Consider the following 15,179-nt stretch of genomic DNA (forward strand, 5'->3'; position numbering starts at 1 on the left):
GCGCGTCAGGTGAGGCAGTGGGGGCCCAGCAGCGCCTTCAGGTCACCCATGAGCGACGACGACGGGTTCACGCGCAGCGTGTCGGCCAGCCTGAGCGTGGTGCTCTGCCCCTCGCCGTCACCGCTGACGAGCTTGACGTGCACGTCCGAGACGCCGGGGTGACGCTGCAGGACCTGCTTGAGCGCGGAGACCTTGTCCTGCGTGCACACCCTGGTCTGCATCGTCAGCGAGAGCGGCTTGGCGACACCGATCTGGGACAGGTCGATCGGCGCGATGTCGTTCGCGATGAGCGTGACCTTGTCGTCGCGGAAGTTCACGCGGGCCTTGATCAGCACCACCGCGTCCTCGACGACCTCCGCGCCGTAGGCCGCGTACGCCTGCGGGAAGAAGAACACCTCGATACCGCCGGAGAGATCCTCGATCTGGGCGGACGCGAACGGGGCGCCGTTCTTGTTCACGCGCCGGTTCACGGACTGCAGGATCCCGCCGACGGTGACCTGGGTCCCGTCCTTGACGTCACCCTCGACGATCGCGGGGATCGCGGTGTCGGTCTGCGCGCCGATCACGTGCTCGACACCGTCGAGCGGGTGCGCGGACACGTACAGGCCCAGCATCTCGCGTTCGAGGGCGAGCTTGTGCTTGCCCTCCCACTCCTCGTCGGGAACCTTGATGGTGAAGACGTCGTCGATGGGGCCGGCGGCACCGTCGTCCTCCCCCATCGACCCGAACAGGTCGAACTGGCCAACGGCCTCGGCCTTCTTCGTGGAGAGCACCGACTCGATCGCGTCGGCGTGCACCAGGAGCAGGCCCTTGCGGGGATGGTCCAGCGAGTCGAAACCGCCCGCCTTGATGAGGGATTCGGTGACCTTCTTGGAGCACGCCGCGACCTCGATCTTGGCGAGGTAGTCGGAGAAGGAGGTGTAGGCACCCTTCTCCTCCCGCGTCCGGACGATCGAGGCGACCACGCCCTCACCCACGTTGCGGACAGAGCCCATGCCGAAGCGGATGTCCTCACCGACCGAGGTGAACGCGTGGAAGGACTCGTTGACGTCCGGCGGGAGCACGGTGATCCCCAGGCGGCGGCAGTCGCCGAGGTAGATGGCGGCCTTGTCCTTGTCGTCACCGACGGAGGTGAGCAGGGCGGCCATGTACTCGGCCTGGTAGTTCGCTTTGAGGTAGGCGGTCCAGTACGAGACCAGGCCGTACGCGGCGGCGTGCGACTTGTTGAACGCGTAGCCGGCGAAGGGCAGGACCGTCTCCCAGAGGGCGGTGATCGCGGCCTGCGAGAAGCCGTTGTCGAGCATGCCCTGCTGGAACCCGCCGTAGGCCTCGTCGAGGACCTCTTTCTTCTTCTTACCCATCGCGCGGCGCAGGATGTCGGCCTGGCCGAGGCTGTACCCGGCGACCTTCTGCGCGATGTGCATGATCTGCTCCTGGTACACGATCAGGCCGAACGTGTCCGCCAGGATCTCCTTGAGCGGCTCCTCGAGCTCCGGGTGGATCGGCTTGACCTGCTGCCGGCCGTTCTTGCGATCCGCGTAGTCGTTGTGCGCGTTCATGCCCATCGGGCCGGGGCGGTACAGGGCGCCCACGGCGACGATGTCCTCGAACTTGGTGGGCTGCATGCGGCGCAGCAGATCCCGCATGGGCCCGCCGTCGAGCTGGAAGACGCCGAGCGTGTTGCCCTTCTGCAGCAGCTCATAGGTGGTCTCGTCGTCGAGTGGCAGCTCGTCCATGTCGAGGTCGATGCCGCGGTTGTGCTTGATGTTGCCCAGCGCGTCACCGATCACGGTGAGGTTGCGCAGGCCCAGGAAGTCCATCTTCAGCAGGCCGATGGCCTCGCAGGACGGGTAGTCCCAGCCGGTGATGATCGCGCCGTCCTGCGCGCGCTTCCACACGGGGATCGCGTCGGTGAGCGGATCGCAGGACATGATCACCGCGCAGGCGTGCACGCCGGCGTTGCGGATCAGGCCCTCGAGGCCGAGCGCCATGTCGTAGATCTTCTTGACGTCCGGATCCGTCTCGATCAATTGGCGGACCTCGACGGCCTCCTTGTACCGCTCGTGACCGGGATCGGTGATGCCCTTGACCGAGATGTCCTTGGCCATGATGGGCGGCGGCAGCGCCTTGGTGATGCGGTCGGCGATCGAGTAGCCGGGCTGGCCGTAGATGACGCGGGCCGAGTCCTTGATGGCGGCCTTGGTCTTGATGGTGCCGAACGTGATGACCTGCGCCACCTTGTCCGAGCCCCACTTCTCCGAGGCGTAGGTGATCATCTCGCCGCGGCGACGATCATCGAAGTCGATGTCGATATCGGGCATCGACACGCGCTCGGGGTTGAGGAACCGTTCGAACAGCAGGCCGTGCGGGATCGGGTCGATGTTCGTGATGCCCAGCGCCCACGCCACCAGCGAGCCGGCGGCCGAACCACGTCCCGGGCCGACGCGGATGCCGACCTCGTGCGCATGCGCGATCAGGTCGCCGACGACGAGGAAGTACGCCGGAAAGCCCATCTCGTTGATGACCGACAGCTCGTACTTCGCGCGCTCGACGTAGTCCGCCGGCGGACCGTCGGGAAATCGACGGTTCAGCCCGTCCATGACCTCCGACTCGAGGAAGGACTCCTGCGTGTGGTTCTCGGGCACCGGGAACCGCGGCATGCGGTCCTTGTGCTCCCACACCTCCTCGTAGGACTGGACCCGCTCCCCGATCTCCACCGTCGAGTCGCAGGCGCCCGGGACCTGCGAGTCCCACAACTCGCGCATCTCCTCGGCGGACTTGAGGTAGTAGCCGTCACCGTCGAACTGGAACCGGGTGGGGTCGGACAGGGTCTTGCCGGTCTGGATGCACAGCAACGCGCCGTGCGAGTCGGCCTTGTCCTTCGTGACGTAATGGCAGTCGTTGGTGGCCAGGGGCTTGATGCCCAGCTGCCGGCCGATGTTCAGCAGCCCCTCGCGGACCCGGCGCTCGATGTCGATGCCGTGGTCCATGAGCTCGAGGTAGAAGTTCTCCTTGCCGAAGATCTCCTGCCACTTCGCGGCGGCCTCCAACGCCTCCCGCTCGTGCCCGAGCCGCAGGCGGGTCTGCACCTCGCCCGACGGGCAGCCCGTCGTGGCGATGATGCCCGACGCGTGCTCGGCGATGATCTCCGCGTCCATCCGGGACCACTTGCCCAGCTGGCCCTCGATCGACGCGAGCGAGCTCAGCTTGAACAGGTTGCGCAGGCCGGTGGCGTTCTCCGCGACCATCGTCATGTGGGTGTACGCGCCCGAGCCCGAGACGTCGTCGCCCTTCTGCGACGGATCGCCCCACTTGACGCGCTTGGTGTTGAACCGCGACTCCGGCGCGATGTACGCCTCGATGCCGATGATCGGCTTGATGTCGTACTTGCGCGCCGTGTTGTAGAAGTCCGACGCACCGAACATGTTCCCGTGGTCGGACATGCCGACCGCCGTCATGCCCAGCCGCTGGGCCTCCGCGAACAGCGGGTCGACCTTGGCCGCGCCGTCGAGCATCGAGTACTCGGTGTGGTTGTGCAGATGGACGAACGAGCCGGCGGCGGACGTCATGGGCTACTCACCTCCGGTGGAGAATCTCATCGCTGTCATTACGCAGTGTAGGCCGTCCCTCCGACAGGTCCGGACGGATCACGAGGCGAGGACGATGACCAGGATCAACACCAGCAACGCCACTACCGCCACTCCCACGAGCACCAGTACGCCGGGCGACATCACACCCTGCGCCGGGGCCTTCGCGGGCTGTTCGCGTCCGACGGGCGGGCGGGGCGCCGACGGGCGGGGCACGGCCCCGGAGGGCGCGCCCGCGCCGTACAACGGCTGCGGCGGCGCGGACTGCTGCGGCCGCGCCATCGGGTAGCTCGGCCGGTTCGCCTGCCCCCGGATCCCGGGGGCGACGGTGCGCTGCACCGGCAGGGACTGGCGCCCCGCGGTCGCGGGCTGCTGCGGGCCCGACGGGTGACCGGGGCCCGGGACGTATCCGGGCGCGGGCCGGGGGACCTGCCGCGGCGCGGGACGCGCGATCGGGGCCGCCATCGCGGACTTCAGCGCGTTCGCGAACTCCTTGCACGTCGCGAACCGCTCGGCGGGAGTCTTCGCGAGGCCGCGGGCGACCACGGCGTCGACCGCGGGCGGCACCCCGTCGCGGATCTGCGAGATCCGCGGGGGTGGGGCGTTGAAGTGCGCGTCGATCACCGCGTCGGTGCTGGCACCGGTGTACGGGACCTTGCCCGTGACCAGGTGGAAGAAGGTGGCGGCCAGCGAGTACTGATCCGACCGCGGATCCAGCTCCTCGCCGCACAGCTGCTCGGGCGAGGCGTAGGCCAGCGTCGCGAGGACCGTGCCGACCGCGGTCAGCTGCGAGGTGTCCTCGCCGCCCTTGGCCACGCCGAAGTCGGTGAGCAGTGCGCGGCGTTCGTCCCCGTCGTCGCCGTCGTCGTCCGCGGCGGTGACCAGGATGTTGGCCGGCTTGATGTCGCGGTGCAGGAGCCCGGCGCGGTGCGCCCGGTCCAGCCCGCGCCCTATCTGGCCGACGATCTCCACCGCGACCGCGGGCGGCAGGCCCGTCGGGGTGCGCTTGAGCAGCACGGAGCAGTCGTCGCCCTCGACGTACTGCATCGCGATCCACAGGCGCGAGCCCTCGGTGCCGCGGTTGTAGATGGTGACCACGTTGGGGTGATCGAGCCGCGCCGCGAGCTCGGCCTCCCGGAGGAAGCGCTTGCGGAAGGCATCGTCGCCCGAGTAGCCCGCGCCCAGGACCTTGAGCGCGTCGTAGCGCGGCAGCTCGGGATGCTTGGCCAGGTAGACGGACCCCATGCCACCGGAGCCGAGGCGCCGCTCGATCCGGTAGCCGCCGATCACCGTCCCGGGTGCGAGTTCATCGCTCATGTCCGCCGCTTCTGTCCCTCATCGTCCGTTCTTCTCGGTCACCAGCCTAACGCGCGCACTTGCAACAACCTTGGCAACGACCTGTTCGCGGACCGGCGCGTCAGATCTCGACGCCCTCGAACTGCGCCCGGTACAGATCGGCGTAGTGCCCGCCGGCGGCGAGGAGCTCCTCGTGCGAGCCCTGCTCGACGATGCGCCCGTGATCCATCACGACGATGACGTCCGCGTCGCGAATGGTCGAGAGCCGGTGCGCGATGACGAAGCTGGTCCGGTCCGCCCGGAGGGCGTGCATGGCCTGCTGCAGCAGCACCTCGGTGCGGGTGTCGACGGAGCTGGTCGCCTCGTCGAGGATCAGGATCGCCGGCTCCGCGAGGAAGGCGCGGGCGATGGTGATCAGCTGTCGCTCGCCCGCCGAGACGCTGCCCGACTCGTCGTCGAGCACCGTCCGATACCCGTCCGGCAGGGAGTGGGCGAACCGGTCGACGAACGTGGCCCGCGCGGCCGCGTACACCTCCTCGTCGGTCGCATCGAGACGGCCGTACCGGATGTTGTCCATGATCGTGCCCTCGAACAGCCAGGTGTCCTGCAGCACCATGCCCATCCTGCGCCGCAGGTCGGCCCGTTCGACCTCGGCGATGTCGACGCCGTCGATCGTGATCCGCCCACCGCTGAGCTCGTAGAACCGCATGATCAGGTTGACCAGGGTCGTCTTGCCGGCGCCCGTGTGCCCGACGATCGCGACGGTCCGCCCGGGCTCGGCGACGAGATTCATCCCCTCGATGAGCGGCTCGCCGGGCTTGTAGCCGAAGGAGACGTCCTCGAAGGCGACGCGGCCGCGCGTGGGCTCCGGCAGCGTGCCCGGCCGGTCGGCGACCTGCTCCTCCGCGTCGAGGATCGAGAAGACCCGCTCGGCGGAGGCGACGCCGGACTGGAGCATGTTGACCATCGACGCCATCTGCGTGACCGGCTGGGTGAACTGCCGGGAGTACTGGATGAACGCGATGACATCGCCGAGGCTCATCCCACCGCCCGCGACCCGCAGACCGCCGACCACGCACACGGCCACGTACTGCAGGTTGCCGACGAACATGCTGATCGGCATCACGAGGCCGGAGAGGAACTGCGCCCGGTAGCTCGCGTGCATCAGGGCGTCGTTCTCGGCGGCGAAGCGCTCCTCCAGCGCGCCCCCGCGGCCGTAGACGGTGACCAGGTCGTGTCCGGTGAAGGCCTCCTCCACCTGGGCGTTGAGCGAGCCCGTGGACTTCCACTGCGCCACGAAGTGCTTCTGGCTGCGCTTCATGATCTGGCCCGCGAAGACGACGATCAGCGGGATCACGACGACCGCGACGGCCGTCAGCAGCGGCGAGACGACGAGCATCATGACGAGCACGCCGATCACCGTGAACGCGGAGACGATCAGTTGGCTGAGGGCCTGGGTCAACGACTGGCCGAGGTTGTCGATGTCGTTGGTCACCCGCGAGAGCAGCTCACCGCGGGGTTGCTTGTCGAAGTAGCTGAGCGGCAGCCGGTTCAGCTTCTCCTCCACCTCGCGGCGCAGCGAGTACATGACCCGCTGCACGGCCCCGTTGAGGAGGTAGCCCTGGACGTACTGCAGGGCCGCGCTCGCCACGAACAGCACGATCACCCAGGCCAGGATCGTTCCCACGCGGTGGAAGTCGATGCCCGGACCGTGCCGCAGCTGCGAGCGGAAGCCGTCGTAGATCGCGTCGACGGCCGTGCCCACCACCTTGGGCGCGAGCACCGCGGCGGTGACCGAGCCGACCGATAGCACGATCGCCGCCGTCATCGCGGCGCGCTGTTCACGCATCCGACCGAGCAGCCGCTTGAGCGACGGCCAGAAGGTCATGGCCTTCTGATTGGGCGCCCCCGCCATCGCGGCGGCCGCCGTCCGCCCTCCCGGTCGCGTCATGCCGCACTCCCTGCCGTCGCCTGGCTGCCGGCTATCTCCTGATAGGTCGGGCAGGTCTCGAGGAGCTCGGCGTGGGTGCCGTGGCCGACGACCGCGCCGTCCTCGAGAACGATGATCTGATCCGCGCCCGCGATGGTCGAGATGCGTTGCGCCACGATGAAGACGGTCGCGTCGCGGGTGTAGGGCCGCAACGCCGCGCGCAGCTTCGCGTCGGTCGTGAGGTCGAGCGCCGAGAAGCTGTCGTCGAACAGGTAGATCGCCGGTTTCGCGACGAGCGCGCGTGCGATCGCGAGCCGCTGTCGCTGCCCGCCCGAGACATTGGTGCCGCCCTGCGCGATCGGTGCGTCGAGACCGCCGAGCTCCTCGACGAACTCGGTGGCCTGCGCGATCCGCAACGCCTCCGCGAGGTCGTCGTCGGTCGCGTCGGGGTTGCCGAACCGCAGGTTCGAGGCGACGGTGCCGCTGAACAGGTACGCGCGCTGCGGGACGAGGCCGACGTGGCCCCACAGTGCATCCGACCGCAGTTCGCGGACGTCCACGCCGTCGTAGCGGACCGCGCCGCCGGTGGCGTCGAACAGCCGCGCCAGCAGGTTGATCAGGGTGGTCTTGCCCGAGCCCGTCGAGCCGATGATCGCCACCGTCTCCCCCGGCCGCGCGGTCAGATCCACATCGCGGAGCACGGGCTGCGCCGCGCCCGGGTAGCACATCGTCACCCGGTCCAGTTCGACGGTGCCCGTGATCGTCCGGAGCGGATTCGGGTGCTCCGGCGGTGCGACGGTGGGCGGCGTGGACAGCACGTCGGTGATGCGGTCCGCGGCGACCGAGGCGCGCGGCACCATCATCACCATGAACGTGGCCATCATCACCGACATGAGGATCTGCATCATGTACTGCATGTAGGCGGTGACGGAGCCGATCTGCGCGGAACCGTCGGCGATGAGATGCGCGCCGAACCACCAGACCGCGACCGTGGAGAGGTTGAGCACCAGCATGACCCACGGGAACATGATCGCCATCAGCCGCATCACCCGCACCGACGCGTCCGTGAGCTCGGTGTTGGCATCGTCGAACCGGTCGCGCTCGACGGGCTCGCGGACGAAGGCCCGGATCACCCGGACACCCGTGAGCTGTTCCCGGAGAACACGGTTCACGGCATCGAGCCGGGTCTGAACGATCCGGAAGCCGGGGATCATCTTCGCGATCACCACGCCCAGAACGGCGCCGAGCACCGGCACGGCCACGACCATCAGCCAGGCCAGGCCGGCCTCCTCGCGGATGGCCATGAAGACGCCGCCGACCGCCATGAAGGGTGCCTGGATCATCATCGACAGCGACATCAGGACCAGCAGCTGCACCTGCTGGACGTCGTTGGTGGTGCGCGTGATCAGCGACGCCGCACCGAATTTCGACACCTCGCGCCCCGAGAACCGGCTGACCGCGCCGAACAGGGAGCGGCGGGTGTCCCGGCCGAAGGCCATGGAGCTGCGGGCGGCGAAGTAGGTGGCACCGCCCGCCGCGACCATCTGGATCAGCGTGATCCCCAGCATGATCGCGCCCATGCGCCAGATGTAGCCGGTGTCGCCGGGTGTGACGCCGAGGTCGATGATCTTGGCGTTGATGCTGGGCAGCACCAGGTTCGCGATGACGCTGACGAGTTGGAACACGGCCACCGCGAGGAGCCAGGGACGATAGGGCCGCAGGTGTGCGGCGATGAGGCGGATCAGGGTCACGGAGTGGTCCTTCCGGCGGCGGGGGCTGGGGTGGCTGAGATTCCGTCGAGCAGGACGTCGACGATGCTGCGGGGCGCGAGCACGGACCCGTGGCTGATGTGGGGGTGGCTGCCGGAGAAGGTGAGCAGTCGCAGCAGATGGATCGCCTCGTTCGGCGGGACGCTGAGCTGGTCGGCGTCGTCGCCGATCACCCCGGCCAGACGCTCGACCAGCGCGGGACCCTCCTCCTGCGCACGGCGCCGCGAGCCCTCGTCCTGCACGTGGGGCGGCGAGACCATGCCGAGCGCGGCCATCAGTCCGAACATCTGCTGGAACCGGGTCTGCAGGACCTCGACGAACAGGTACAGCCGCTCGCGCAGCGGAAGCCCCGGGTCGATCGCCTCGATCCGGTCGAACAGGTCGCCGATCACGAAGGACTCGCGCACGACCGCGTCCAGGAGCGCCTCTTTCGACTCGAAGACGCGGAAGATCGTGCCCTCCGCGACGCCCGCCGCCGAGGCGATCTGTTTGGTCGTGGGGACGGCGCCGTGCTCGAGCAGCGCGTCCCGCGTCGCATCGATGAGCGCCGCGCGCCGCTCGTCCTGTGGCAGATGCGGCGCGCGCGTCCGAGAGCCGTTAGCCGCGTGCACGACTTTGAGGCTACAGAAGTGAGCGCCCACTCACAACTGGTTTTCGCGCAGCGCGAACCGGTGTCCGATCCGTCCCGATTCAGCCCAGCAGGTCGGACAACGCACCGTCGAGATCCGGGTACCGGAAGGTGAATCCGGCGGCGGGGAGCACCGTCGAGGTGGCGTGCCGGCCCGTCAGGCCGAGGGCCGGGTCGCTGCGCATCCCGATCGCACCGAGCGCGAGCATCGGGGCGGGCGTGGGCGGCGCGGGCGGGCGGCGCAGGTGGCGGCGCAGCGCGGCCATGAGGTCGGCATTGCGGATCGGGTGCGGCGCTGCGGCGACCACCACCCCGTCGGGCAGGTCGACGCCGGGCTCGATGCCCAGGCCCGCACGAACTGTTCCGAGCCAGTCGTCGCGGTGGATCCAGCTGAACCACTGCCGTCCGTCGCCGAGGCTGCCGCCGAGGAAGGCCTTGGTGACGCCGACCATCTTCGCCATCGCGGGCGAGTCGATGTCCAGCACGATCGAGGTCCGCAGCACGGTCAGGTGCTCGGTCTCGGCGTCGGCGGCCGCCTCCTCCCACGGACGCGCGACGCCGGTCATCTGAGGCAGGCCGGGCTCGGGCAGCGGGGTCTCCTCGGTGCACCACCGCTCACCCGCGTCGCTCCAGATCGCGGTCGTGCTCGCCTGCACCCACCGCCGGACGCCGCGGCCCCGGGCCGCCTCCACGAGGGCCCGCGTAGCGTCGACGCGGCTCGCCGTGAGCGCGGCGATGTTCGTGGCGGTCGGGCGGCAGTCCACGAGCTTGCCGGCGAGGTTGATGACGGCGGTGTTCGGCGCGTCGAGCACCGCGGCCCAGGCCCCGACGGTGCGCCCGTCCCAGGTGACCTGCGGGTACGGGACGTCGGCGCGGATCGAGCGGGTGAGGATCGTGACGGCGTGGCCGCGGCGCACGAGGTCGGCCGCGATCCGCCGCCCGAGCGCGCCCGTGCCGCCGGCGATGACCACGTTGAGCGGATCCTCGGTCCGCGGCGGTCCCGCGAGCATCGCGAGTCGGGCGAGGCTCGTGTCCGCGTCCGCGGCGAACCTCCGCGCCACCAGGCGGTCGAAGAACGGCCCGGAGGCGCCGTCCGCTGTCACGGTCTGTTCGACGACGGTGCCGCCGTCCTGGGGGGTGAGCGTCCAGCGGAGGGTCGTGGTTCCGGCCGGCTCGTGCTGGCTGATCGCGAGAGAACGCCCCGGCACGAGCTCCGTCACCGTCGCGGACGGTGCGAACCGGCGGTGGATCCAGGAGGCACGCAGGTCCGGCATCCAGTCGAGGCGGGCGCCGAGCGCGACCGGGTCGCGCAGCACGGCCGAGACCACGAAGGGCTGCCAGCGCGGGAGGCGCTCCAGGTCGACGAGCACGTCCCACAGCGCCTGCGCCGGCAGGGCGATGAATCCTTCAGTGCGATGCACGGTTGCCATGCCTCCGACGCTAGTTCGCCACAGCGCGGATTCCCTGCACGATCACGGAGAGAACTCTCACATCGTGAGATGGGTCGCAGGTTCAGGTGTACACGACACTCAGGACCACCCGACTCGTCCCGCCGCCCTTCGTCTGGATCGTGACGTTGACGTACGGCGACATCGGTCTGGCGTACACGGTCACCACGTTCCGGCAGCGATCGAGCTTGCCGGATTCCACGGCCTGAACGGCCATGTAGGTGCCACTACCGTCTGACCCGTTGATCCTCGAACCCGACGGCGGCGCAGCCCCTTCAACCTGCATCGCGTCGGCGACCTCCGTGAATGCGACCGGCCCCGACAGGTTGGAGCAGTCGGCTACGAAGGTTCGGAGCCGCCGCTCGCCGAGTTGCGCGACGAAGTCGCCGACGCCGGCGTCGGGCGCGTCGAACACCACGTACATCGACGGATCCATGAACGCGCTGTAGCGCTGCGCCTCGATGATCGTCATCCCGTCTGGCAGCGACGCACCCGTCCAGTCCTTGACCACCTTCCGCATCTCACCCGCATCGAGCTGTTCGACACTCGGTCCGAGGTCGATGCAGGACGTCGTAGCGGTTGCGATCAGCACCACCACCGCAAGGCGGCGACCTCCCCGCGTCAGTGCACCGATATTCATGTCATCACAGTAATGATTCGTTCAGGAGATCCGCCGCGGCGACCACAATCCCTTCCCGCGGGGAGTCTTCACCGAACAGTGGGTTGCAACCCGGGTGTCTGCGAAAACTCCCCGCGGAAGGGTGACTCAGGACCGGGGCACCGGGCGGTCGTCGGGGCCGGGAGTAGCGGCGACGGTGTACGACGGCAGCAGAGCCGAGAGGCCGAACCGGGCACCGTCGTCCGGCATGACCTGCACGGACCGCACCCCCGGGCGTCCCGCGGCCGCGCGCAGCGCGTCACCCGAGCCGAGGACCACGATGCCGACGATCGCGGGCGCGCCCGCGCGCAGCCGGGCCGCGGTGACCCGGGCGACGGCCTGTCCGCGCGGGCCCGGCGCCGCGAGCCCCGGCATGGCGAGGGCCGCGAGCTCCGGCACCGCGGCGACGCCCTCGGCGCTCTGGCCGGGCGGCACCGTCGCCGTGGGGGTCGCGACGCCGGGGATCGACACGCGCACGAGGACCCGGCCGATCCGGTCGAGCGAGCCGAGCCGGGTCCACGCGTCGTCGGCGGACCACGGTGCGGCCGGCGAGACCAGTGCCCACCGGCGCTCTCCCGCAGGGGCGGCGGCCAGCGATTCGCGCGCCGAAGCGAGGTACTCGGCGACGGACTGACCGGACTGCGGTCCCAACCGATCCCCGCCGGGGCGCACCGTGCGGACCGGGGTGGCCGATCCGAGCCAGAAGGCGAGGCCGAGTGCCACGGCGAGGAGCACGGCCCAGCCCGCGAGAGCACGCCTCACGCGTCGCGCAGGACGTCCAGAGCGTGCTGCAGGTCGTCCGGGTAGGGCGAGGTGAACTCCACGTACTCCCCCTTGGTGGGGTGCGTGAAGCCCAGGGTGCGGGCGTGCAGCCACTGCCGGTCGAGCCCCAGCTTCTTCGCGAGCACGGGATCGGAGCCGTAGGTCTGGTCGCCGCAGCACGGGTGGTGCAGCGCCGCGAAGTGCACCCGGATCTGGTGCGTGCGCCCCGTCTCGAGGTGCACGTCGAGCAGCGTCGCGGCCTGGAAGGCCTCGATCGTGTCGTAGTGCGTGATCGACGGCTTGCCGTCCTTGGTGACCGCGAACTTCCAATCCGAGCTGCGGTGCCGGCCGATCGGCGCGTCGATGGTGCCGGACATCGGGTCGGGGTGGCCCTGCACCAGCGCGTGGTACCGCTTGTCGACGGTGCGCTGCTTGAACGCCCGCTTGAGCACCGTGTACGCGCGCTCGGACACGGCCACGACCATCACGCCGGACGTACCCACGTCGAGGCGGTGCACGATCCCCTGCCGCTCGGGCGCGCCCGAGGTGGAGATCCGGAAGCCGGCGGCGGCAAGGCCACCGATCACCGTCGGGCCCGTCCACCCGACGGACGCGTGCGCGGCGACGCCCACGGGCTTGTCGACGACGACGATGTCCTCGTCCGAGTAGATGACGTTCATGCCGGGGACCGGCTCGGCCACGATCTCCAGCGGCCGCGCGGGCTCCGGCAGGGTCACGTCGAGCAGCGCGCCGGCGCGGAGCTTGTCGGACTTGCCGACGACGGCACCGTCGAGCGTGACGGAGCCCTCGACCACCAGATCGGTGACGACGGTGCGCGACAGGCCCAGCAGGCGGGCGACGCCCGCGTCCACGCGGAGGCCGTCGAGGCCGTCGGGAACGGGCATGGTGCGGGACTCACGCATCGCGGGCCTCCTCGCCGTGCGCGACCGGTTCGGCGGCGACGTCGTCCTTGGGCTGCTTCTGGCCGAAGCCCTCGTACGGGTCCTTGCCGAACAGGGTCAGCGCGATCAGCAGCACCGCGGCGCAGCTGATCGCCGAATCGGCGGTGTTGAACACCGGGAACCAGTCGCCGACGGAGAAGAAGTCGATGACGTGGCCGCGGAAGACTCCGGGCGCGCGGAAGATCCGGTCGCTGAGGTTGCCGAGGGCACCGCCCAGGACCAGGCCGAGGCCGATGGCCCACGGGATCGAGGTGAGCTTGCTGCCCATCCGCACGATCCACACCACGACGCACACCGCGATGATCGTGAGGATCCACGTGTAGCCGGTGGCCATCGAGAATGCGGCGCCCGGGTTCTTGACGAAGATCAGACTGAAGGGCCCCAGGACCTCGATCTTCTCGCCGTAGCTCATGTTCCGCACGACCCAGGTCTTGGCACCGAGATCGATGAGCAGCACTGCGACCGCGACCACCGCCAACAGGATGCGCGGGTTCCGATACCAACTCGGCCGTGCGGTTGCGGGAGAATCCATGCCCTCCATCATCCACTACGGTGGCGGTGTGCATGGCAGACGGTTGCGGCTGGTCCCGGTGGTGTTGACCTCGACGGTGGCGCTGAGCGCCGCGTTGGCGGGGTGCGGCGGGAGCGATTCCGGGGGCGGCGCGGCGTCGTCGTCCGCCGATGCAGCCCGGGGATCCGTCGCCGCGCCGGCCACGACGGCCGGGTGCACGAACACCCCGCCGGCGCTGCCCGGAAACGCCGTCACCGTCGACGTCCCGCAGGCGAAGGTCGTGCTCGACGGGGCCGGCACGGGCTCGCCGAGCGCGCTGACGGTGCGCCCGACGGCCGTCGCTCGGTACTCGCTGTTCACCAACTCGCTGCAGGTCTCCCAGGTGTCCGGCGAGCAGCCCTCGGGCGGCAACCGCGACGTGACGCTGCCGATGGTCGTCCAGCCCACCTGCGCCGACCCGCTCGACGTCTACGCCTTCTTCGGAGCCCCGACGTCCACGGACCCCGCGACGACCAAGGCCCTCGAGGTCGAGGCGGGCACCGTCGGGCGGGTGCGGCTCGCGCCGAACGGCGAGGTGCGTTCGTTCGTCATCGCGGCGCCGCCCGGGGTGTCCACCGACGCGCAGTCCGCGTTCGAACAGGCGCTGCTGCAGACCTTCCTGCGCCTCGTCCCGCTGCCCACGGAACCGGTGGGGATCGGCGCCACGTGGACGGCGACGCGGACCATCCGCGCCGACAGCAATCTGACCCAGACCATGACCGTGACGCTGGGCGGCACCGTCGAACGGCCCGAGCTCAAGGCGAAGGTGGACGAGTCCCCCGACGACTCGGTGTTCCGGGTGCCCGGCAGCGGCACCACACTGACCGTCGAGAGCTACACGTCCGAGGGCAACGGCACGATCCTGCTCGATCCGGCCCGGGCGTTCGGTCAGGGCGGTGTGCAGCTCGAGGGCGGCCGGACGCTGGCGGGCGACGATCCCGCGAAGAAGCTCGTCCAGAAGACGGGCAGCGTGTACCGCTTCGACCCGAAGTAGTCGCCGTGCCCGACGTCGGGCGGGCCGGCGTCGGGCAGGTCAGTGGCAGGAGGGCGAGTCGCGCCCGACCTGCGTGATCATCTGGCACGCGTAGGACTTCTGCAGCTTCCACCGGCCGTCGTCGAAGACGAGCGTGGCGTAGGCGAGCTGGTTGGTTCCGCCCATGAGCACGGAGAACTGGGCCTTCGCGACGCCCGGCTGCTCCAGCACCGGCTTGCCGATGTGCCAGCTGACGGTGGGGTTGTCTGTGCGCAGCTTGACGAGCTCGTCGAACAGCGGGCCGTCCGCGGCGGTGGCGCCCTGGACCAGCAGGATCTTCTGCTCCAGCGGCACCTTCGGGTCGATCGCGCGGGAGAGCATCTCGTCCAGCTGCTGGGTCGACGGTGCGCGGTCCGGCGTGGTCGACGGTGCCTCGGTCACCTCGGCCGACGCGACCGACGGTGCGCTCGACCGCGATTCGGTGTTCTGCCCTCCGCACGCACCGCAGGCCAGGCCCACGAGTACCGCGACGGGGGCCATGAGGACCGGTCCGCGCATCGAGAAGTTCACCTCCGTTCGGCCGCTGCTTCGCCGCCTCCACTATGCCAAACGATGC

General features: G+C 69.8%; 12 protein-coding genes. 1 reads left to right on the forward strand and 11 read right to left on the reverse strand.

Translation table 11 applies throughout. From position 1 onward, the window contains the following. Positions 1–5 precede the first annotated feature (5 nt). The 10 genes from dnaE to lspA all read right to left on the reverse strand — a co-directional run bounded on the left by dnaE (position 6) and on the right by lspA (position 13,572). The gene (gene dnaE / locus AXK61_RS20320; protein ID WP_068569159.1) at positions 6–3,569 is read right to left on the reverse strand and encodes a DNA polymerase III subunit alpha; all 3,564 of its coding nucleotides are present in this window, start codon (positions 3,567–3,569) and stop codon (positions 6–8) included. 78 nt (positions 3,570–3,647) lie between these two features. Continuing rightward, entirely contained in the window at positions 3,648–4,904 is a 1,257-nt protein-coding gene (locus AXK61_RS20325) for a serine/threonine-protein kinase (protein ID WP_068569160.1), read from the reverse strand. A gap of 100 nt (positions 4,905–5,004) precedes the next feature. Beyond that, positions 5,005–6,834, reverse strand: coding sequence for an ABC transporter ATP-binding protein (locus AXK61_RS20330; protein ID WP_068746860.1), 1,830 nt, complete (start codon positions 6,832–6,834; stop codon positions 5,005–5,007). After that, positions 6,831–8,564, reverse strand: coding sequence for an ABC transporter ATP-binding protein (locus AXK61_RS20335; RefSeq protein WP_231855618.1), 1,734 nt, complete (start codon positions 8,562–8,564; stop codon positions 6,831–6,833). The genes AXK61_RS20330 and AXK61_RS20335 overlap by 4 nt, the downstream gene beginning before the upstream one ends. Beyond that, the gene (locus tag AXK61_RS25520) at positions 8,561–9,193 is read right to left on the reverse strand and encodes a TetR/AcrR family transcriptional regulator (RefSeq protein ID WP_197466885.1); all 633 of its coding nucleotides are present in this window, start codon (positions 9,191–9,193) and stop codon (positions 8,561–8,563) included. Before AXK61_RS25520 ends, AXK61_RS20335 begins: the two co-directional genes overlap by 4 nt. 79 nt (positions 9,194–9,272) lie before the next feature. After that, positions 9,273–10,640, reverse strand: a complete 1,368-nt coding sequence (locus tag AXK61_RS20345) for a DUF1731 domain-containing protein (RefSeq protein WP_082789475.1) — start codon at positions 10,638–10,640, stop codon at positions 9,273–9,275. Positions 10,641–10,722: 82 nt separating this feature from the next. Next, positions 10,723–11,298, reverse strand: a complete 576-nt coding sequence (locus tag AXK61_RS20350; RefSeq protein WP_156485771.1) for a hypothetical protein — start codon at positions 11,296–11,298, stop codon at positions 10,723–10,725. A gap of 126 nt (positions 11,299–11,424) precedes the next feature. Beyond that, on the reverse strand, positions 11,425–12,078 hold the full coding sequence (locus AXK61_RS20355; RefSeq protein ID WP_068746862.1) for a serine/threonine-protein kinase: 654 nt from the start codon (positions 12,076–12,078) through the stop codon (positions 11,425–11,427). After that, a complete protein-coding gene (locus AXK61_RS20360; protein ID WP_068569164.1) occupies positions 12,075–13,001 on the reverse strand; it encodes an RluA family pseudouridine synthase in 927 nt (308 codons plus the stop codon). The genes AXK61_RS20355 and AXK61_RS20360 overlap by 4 nt, the downstream gene beginning before the upstream one ends. Beyond that, positions 12,994–13,572, reverse strand: a complete 579-nt coding sequence (gene lspA, locus AXK61_RS20365) for a signal peptidase II (RefSeq protein ID WP_068569165.1) — start codon at positions 13,570–13,572, stop codon at positions 12,994–12,996. Before lspA ends, AXK61_RS20360 begins: the two co-directional genes overlap by 8 nt. Between lspA and AXK61_RS20370 the strand changes: the two genes are divergently transcribed. Next, on the forward strand, positions 13,571–14,584 hold the full coding sequence (locus tag AXK61_RS20370; protein WP_068569166.1) for a hypothetical protein: 1,014 nt from the start codon (positions 13,571–13,573) through the stop codon (positions 14,582–14,584). The genes lspA and AXK61_RS20370 overlap by 2 nt on opposite strands. 39 nt (positions 14,585–14,623) lie before the next feature. Here the strand turns inward: AXK61_RS20370 and AXK61_RS20375 are convergent, their stop codons facing one another. Then, positions 14,624–15,121: a WKL family lipoprotein gene (locus tag AXK61_RS20375; RefSeq protein ID WP_156485772.1), complete on the reverse strand. Its 498-nt coding sequence runs from the start codon at positions 15,119–15,121 to the stop codon at positions 14,624–14,626. Positions 15,122–15,179 lie beyond the last annotated feature (58 nt).

Source organism: Tsukamurella pseudospumae, assembly GCF_001575205.1.
Classification (GTDB): domain Bacteria; phylum Actinomycetota; class Actinomycetes; order Mycobacteriales; family Mycobacteriaceae; genus Tsukamurella; species Tsukamurella pseudospumae.

Bases quoted from the DNA above. Each gene is read 5' to 3' on its own strand.
- AXK61_RS20375 (WP_156485772.1), bottom strand. From the start codon at position 15,121: ATGCGCGGACCGGTCCTCATGGCCCCCGTCGCGGTACTCGTGGGCCTG.
- AXK61_RS20370 (WP_068569166.1), top strand. From the start codon at position 13,571: ATGCCCTCCATCATCCACTACGGTGGCGGTGTGCATGGCAGACGGTTG.
- AXK61_RS20360 (WP_068569164.1), bottom strand. From the start codon at position 13,001: ATGCGTGAGTCCCGCACCATGCCCGTTCCCGACGGCCTCGACGGCCTC.
- lspA (WP_068569165.1), bottom strand. From the start codon at position 13,572: ATGGATTCTCCCGCAACCGCACGGCCGAGTTGGTATCGGAACCCGCGC.
- AXK61_RS20325 (WP_068569160.1), bottom strand. From the start codon at position 4,904: ATGAGCGATGAACTCGCACCCGGGACGGTGATCGGCGGCTACCGGATC.
- AXK61_RS20345 (WP_082789475.1), bottom strand. From the start codon at position 10,640: ATGGCAACCGTGCATCGCACTGAAGGATTCATCGCCCTGCCGGCGCAG.
- AXK61_RS20330 (WP_068746860.1), bottom strand. From the start codon at position 6,834: ATGACGCGACCGGGAGGGCGGACGGCGGCCGCCGCGATGGCGGGGGCG.
- AXK61_RS20350 (WP_156485771.1), bottom strand. From the start codon at position 11,298: ATGAATATCGGTGCACTGACGCGGGGAGGTCGCCGCCTTGCGGTGGTG.
- dnaE (WP_068569159.1), bottom strand. From the start codon at position 3,569: ATGACGTCCGCCGCCGGCTCGTTCGTCCATCTGCACAACCACACCGAG.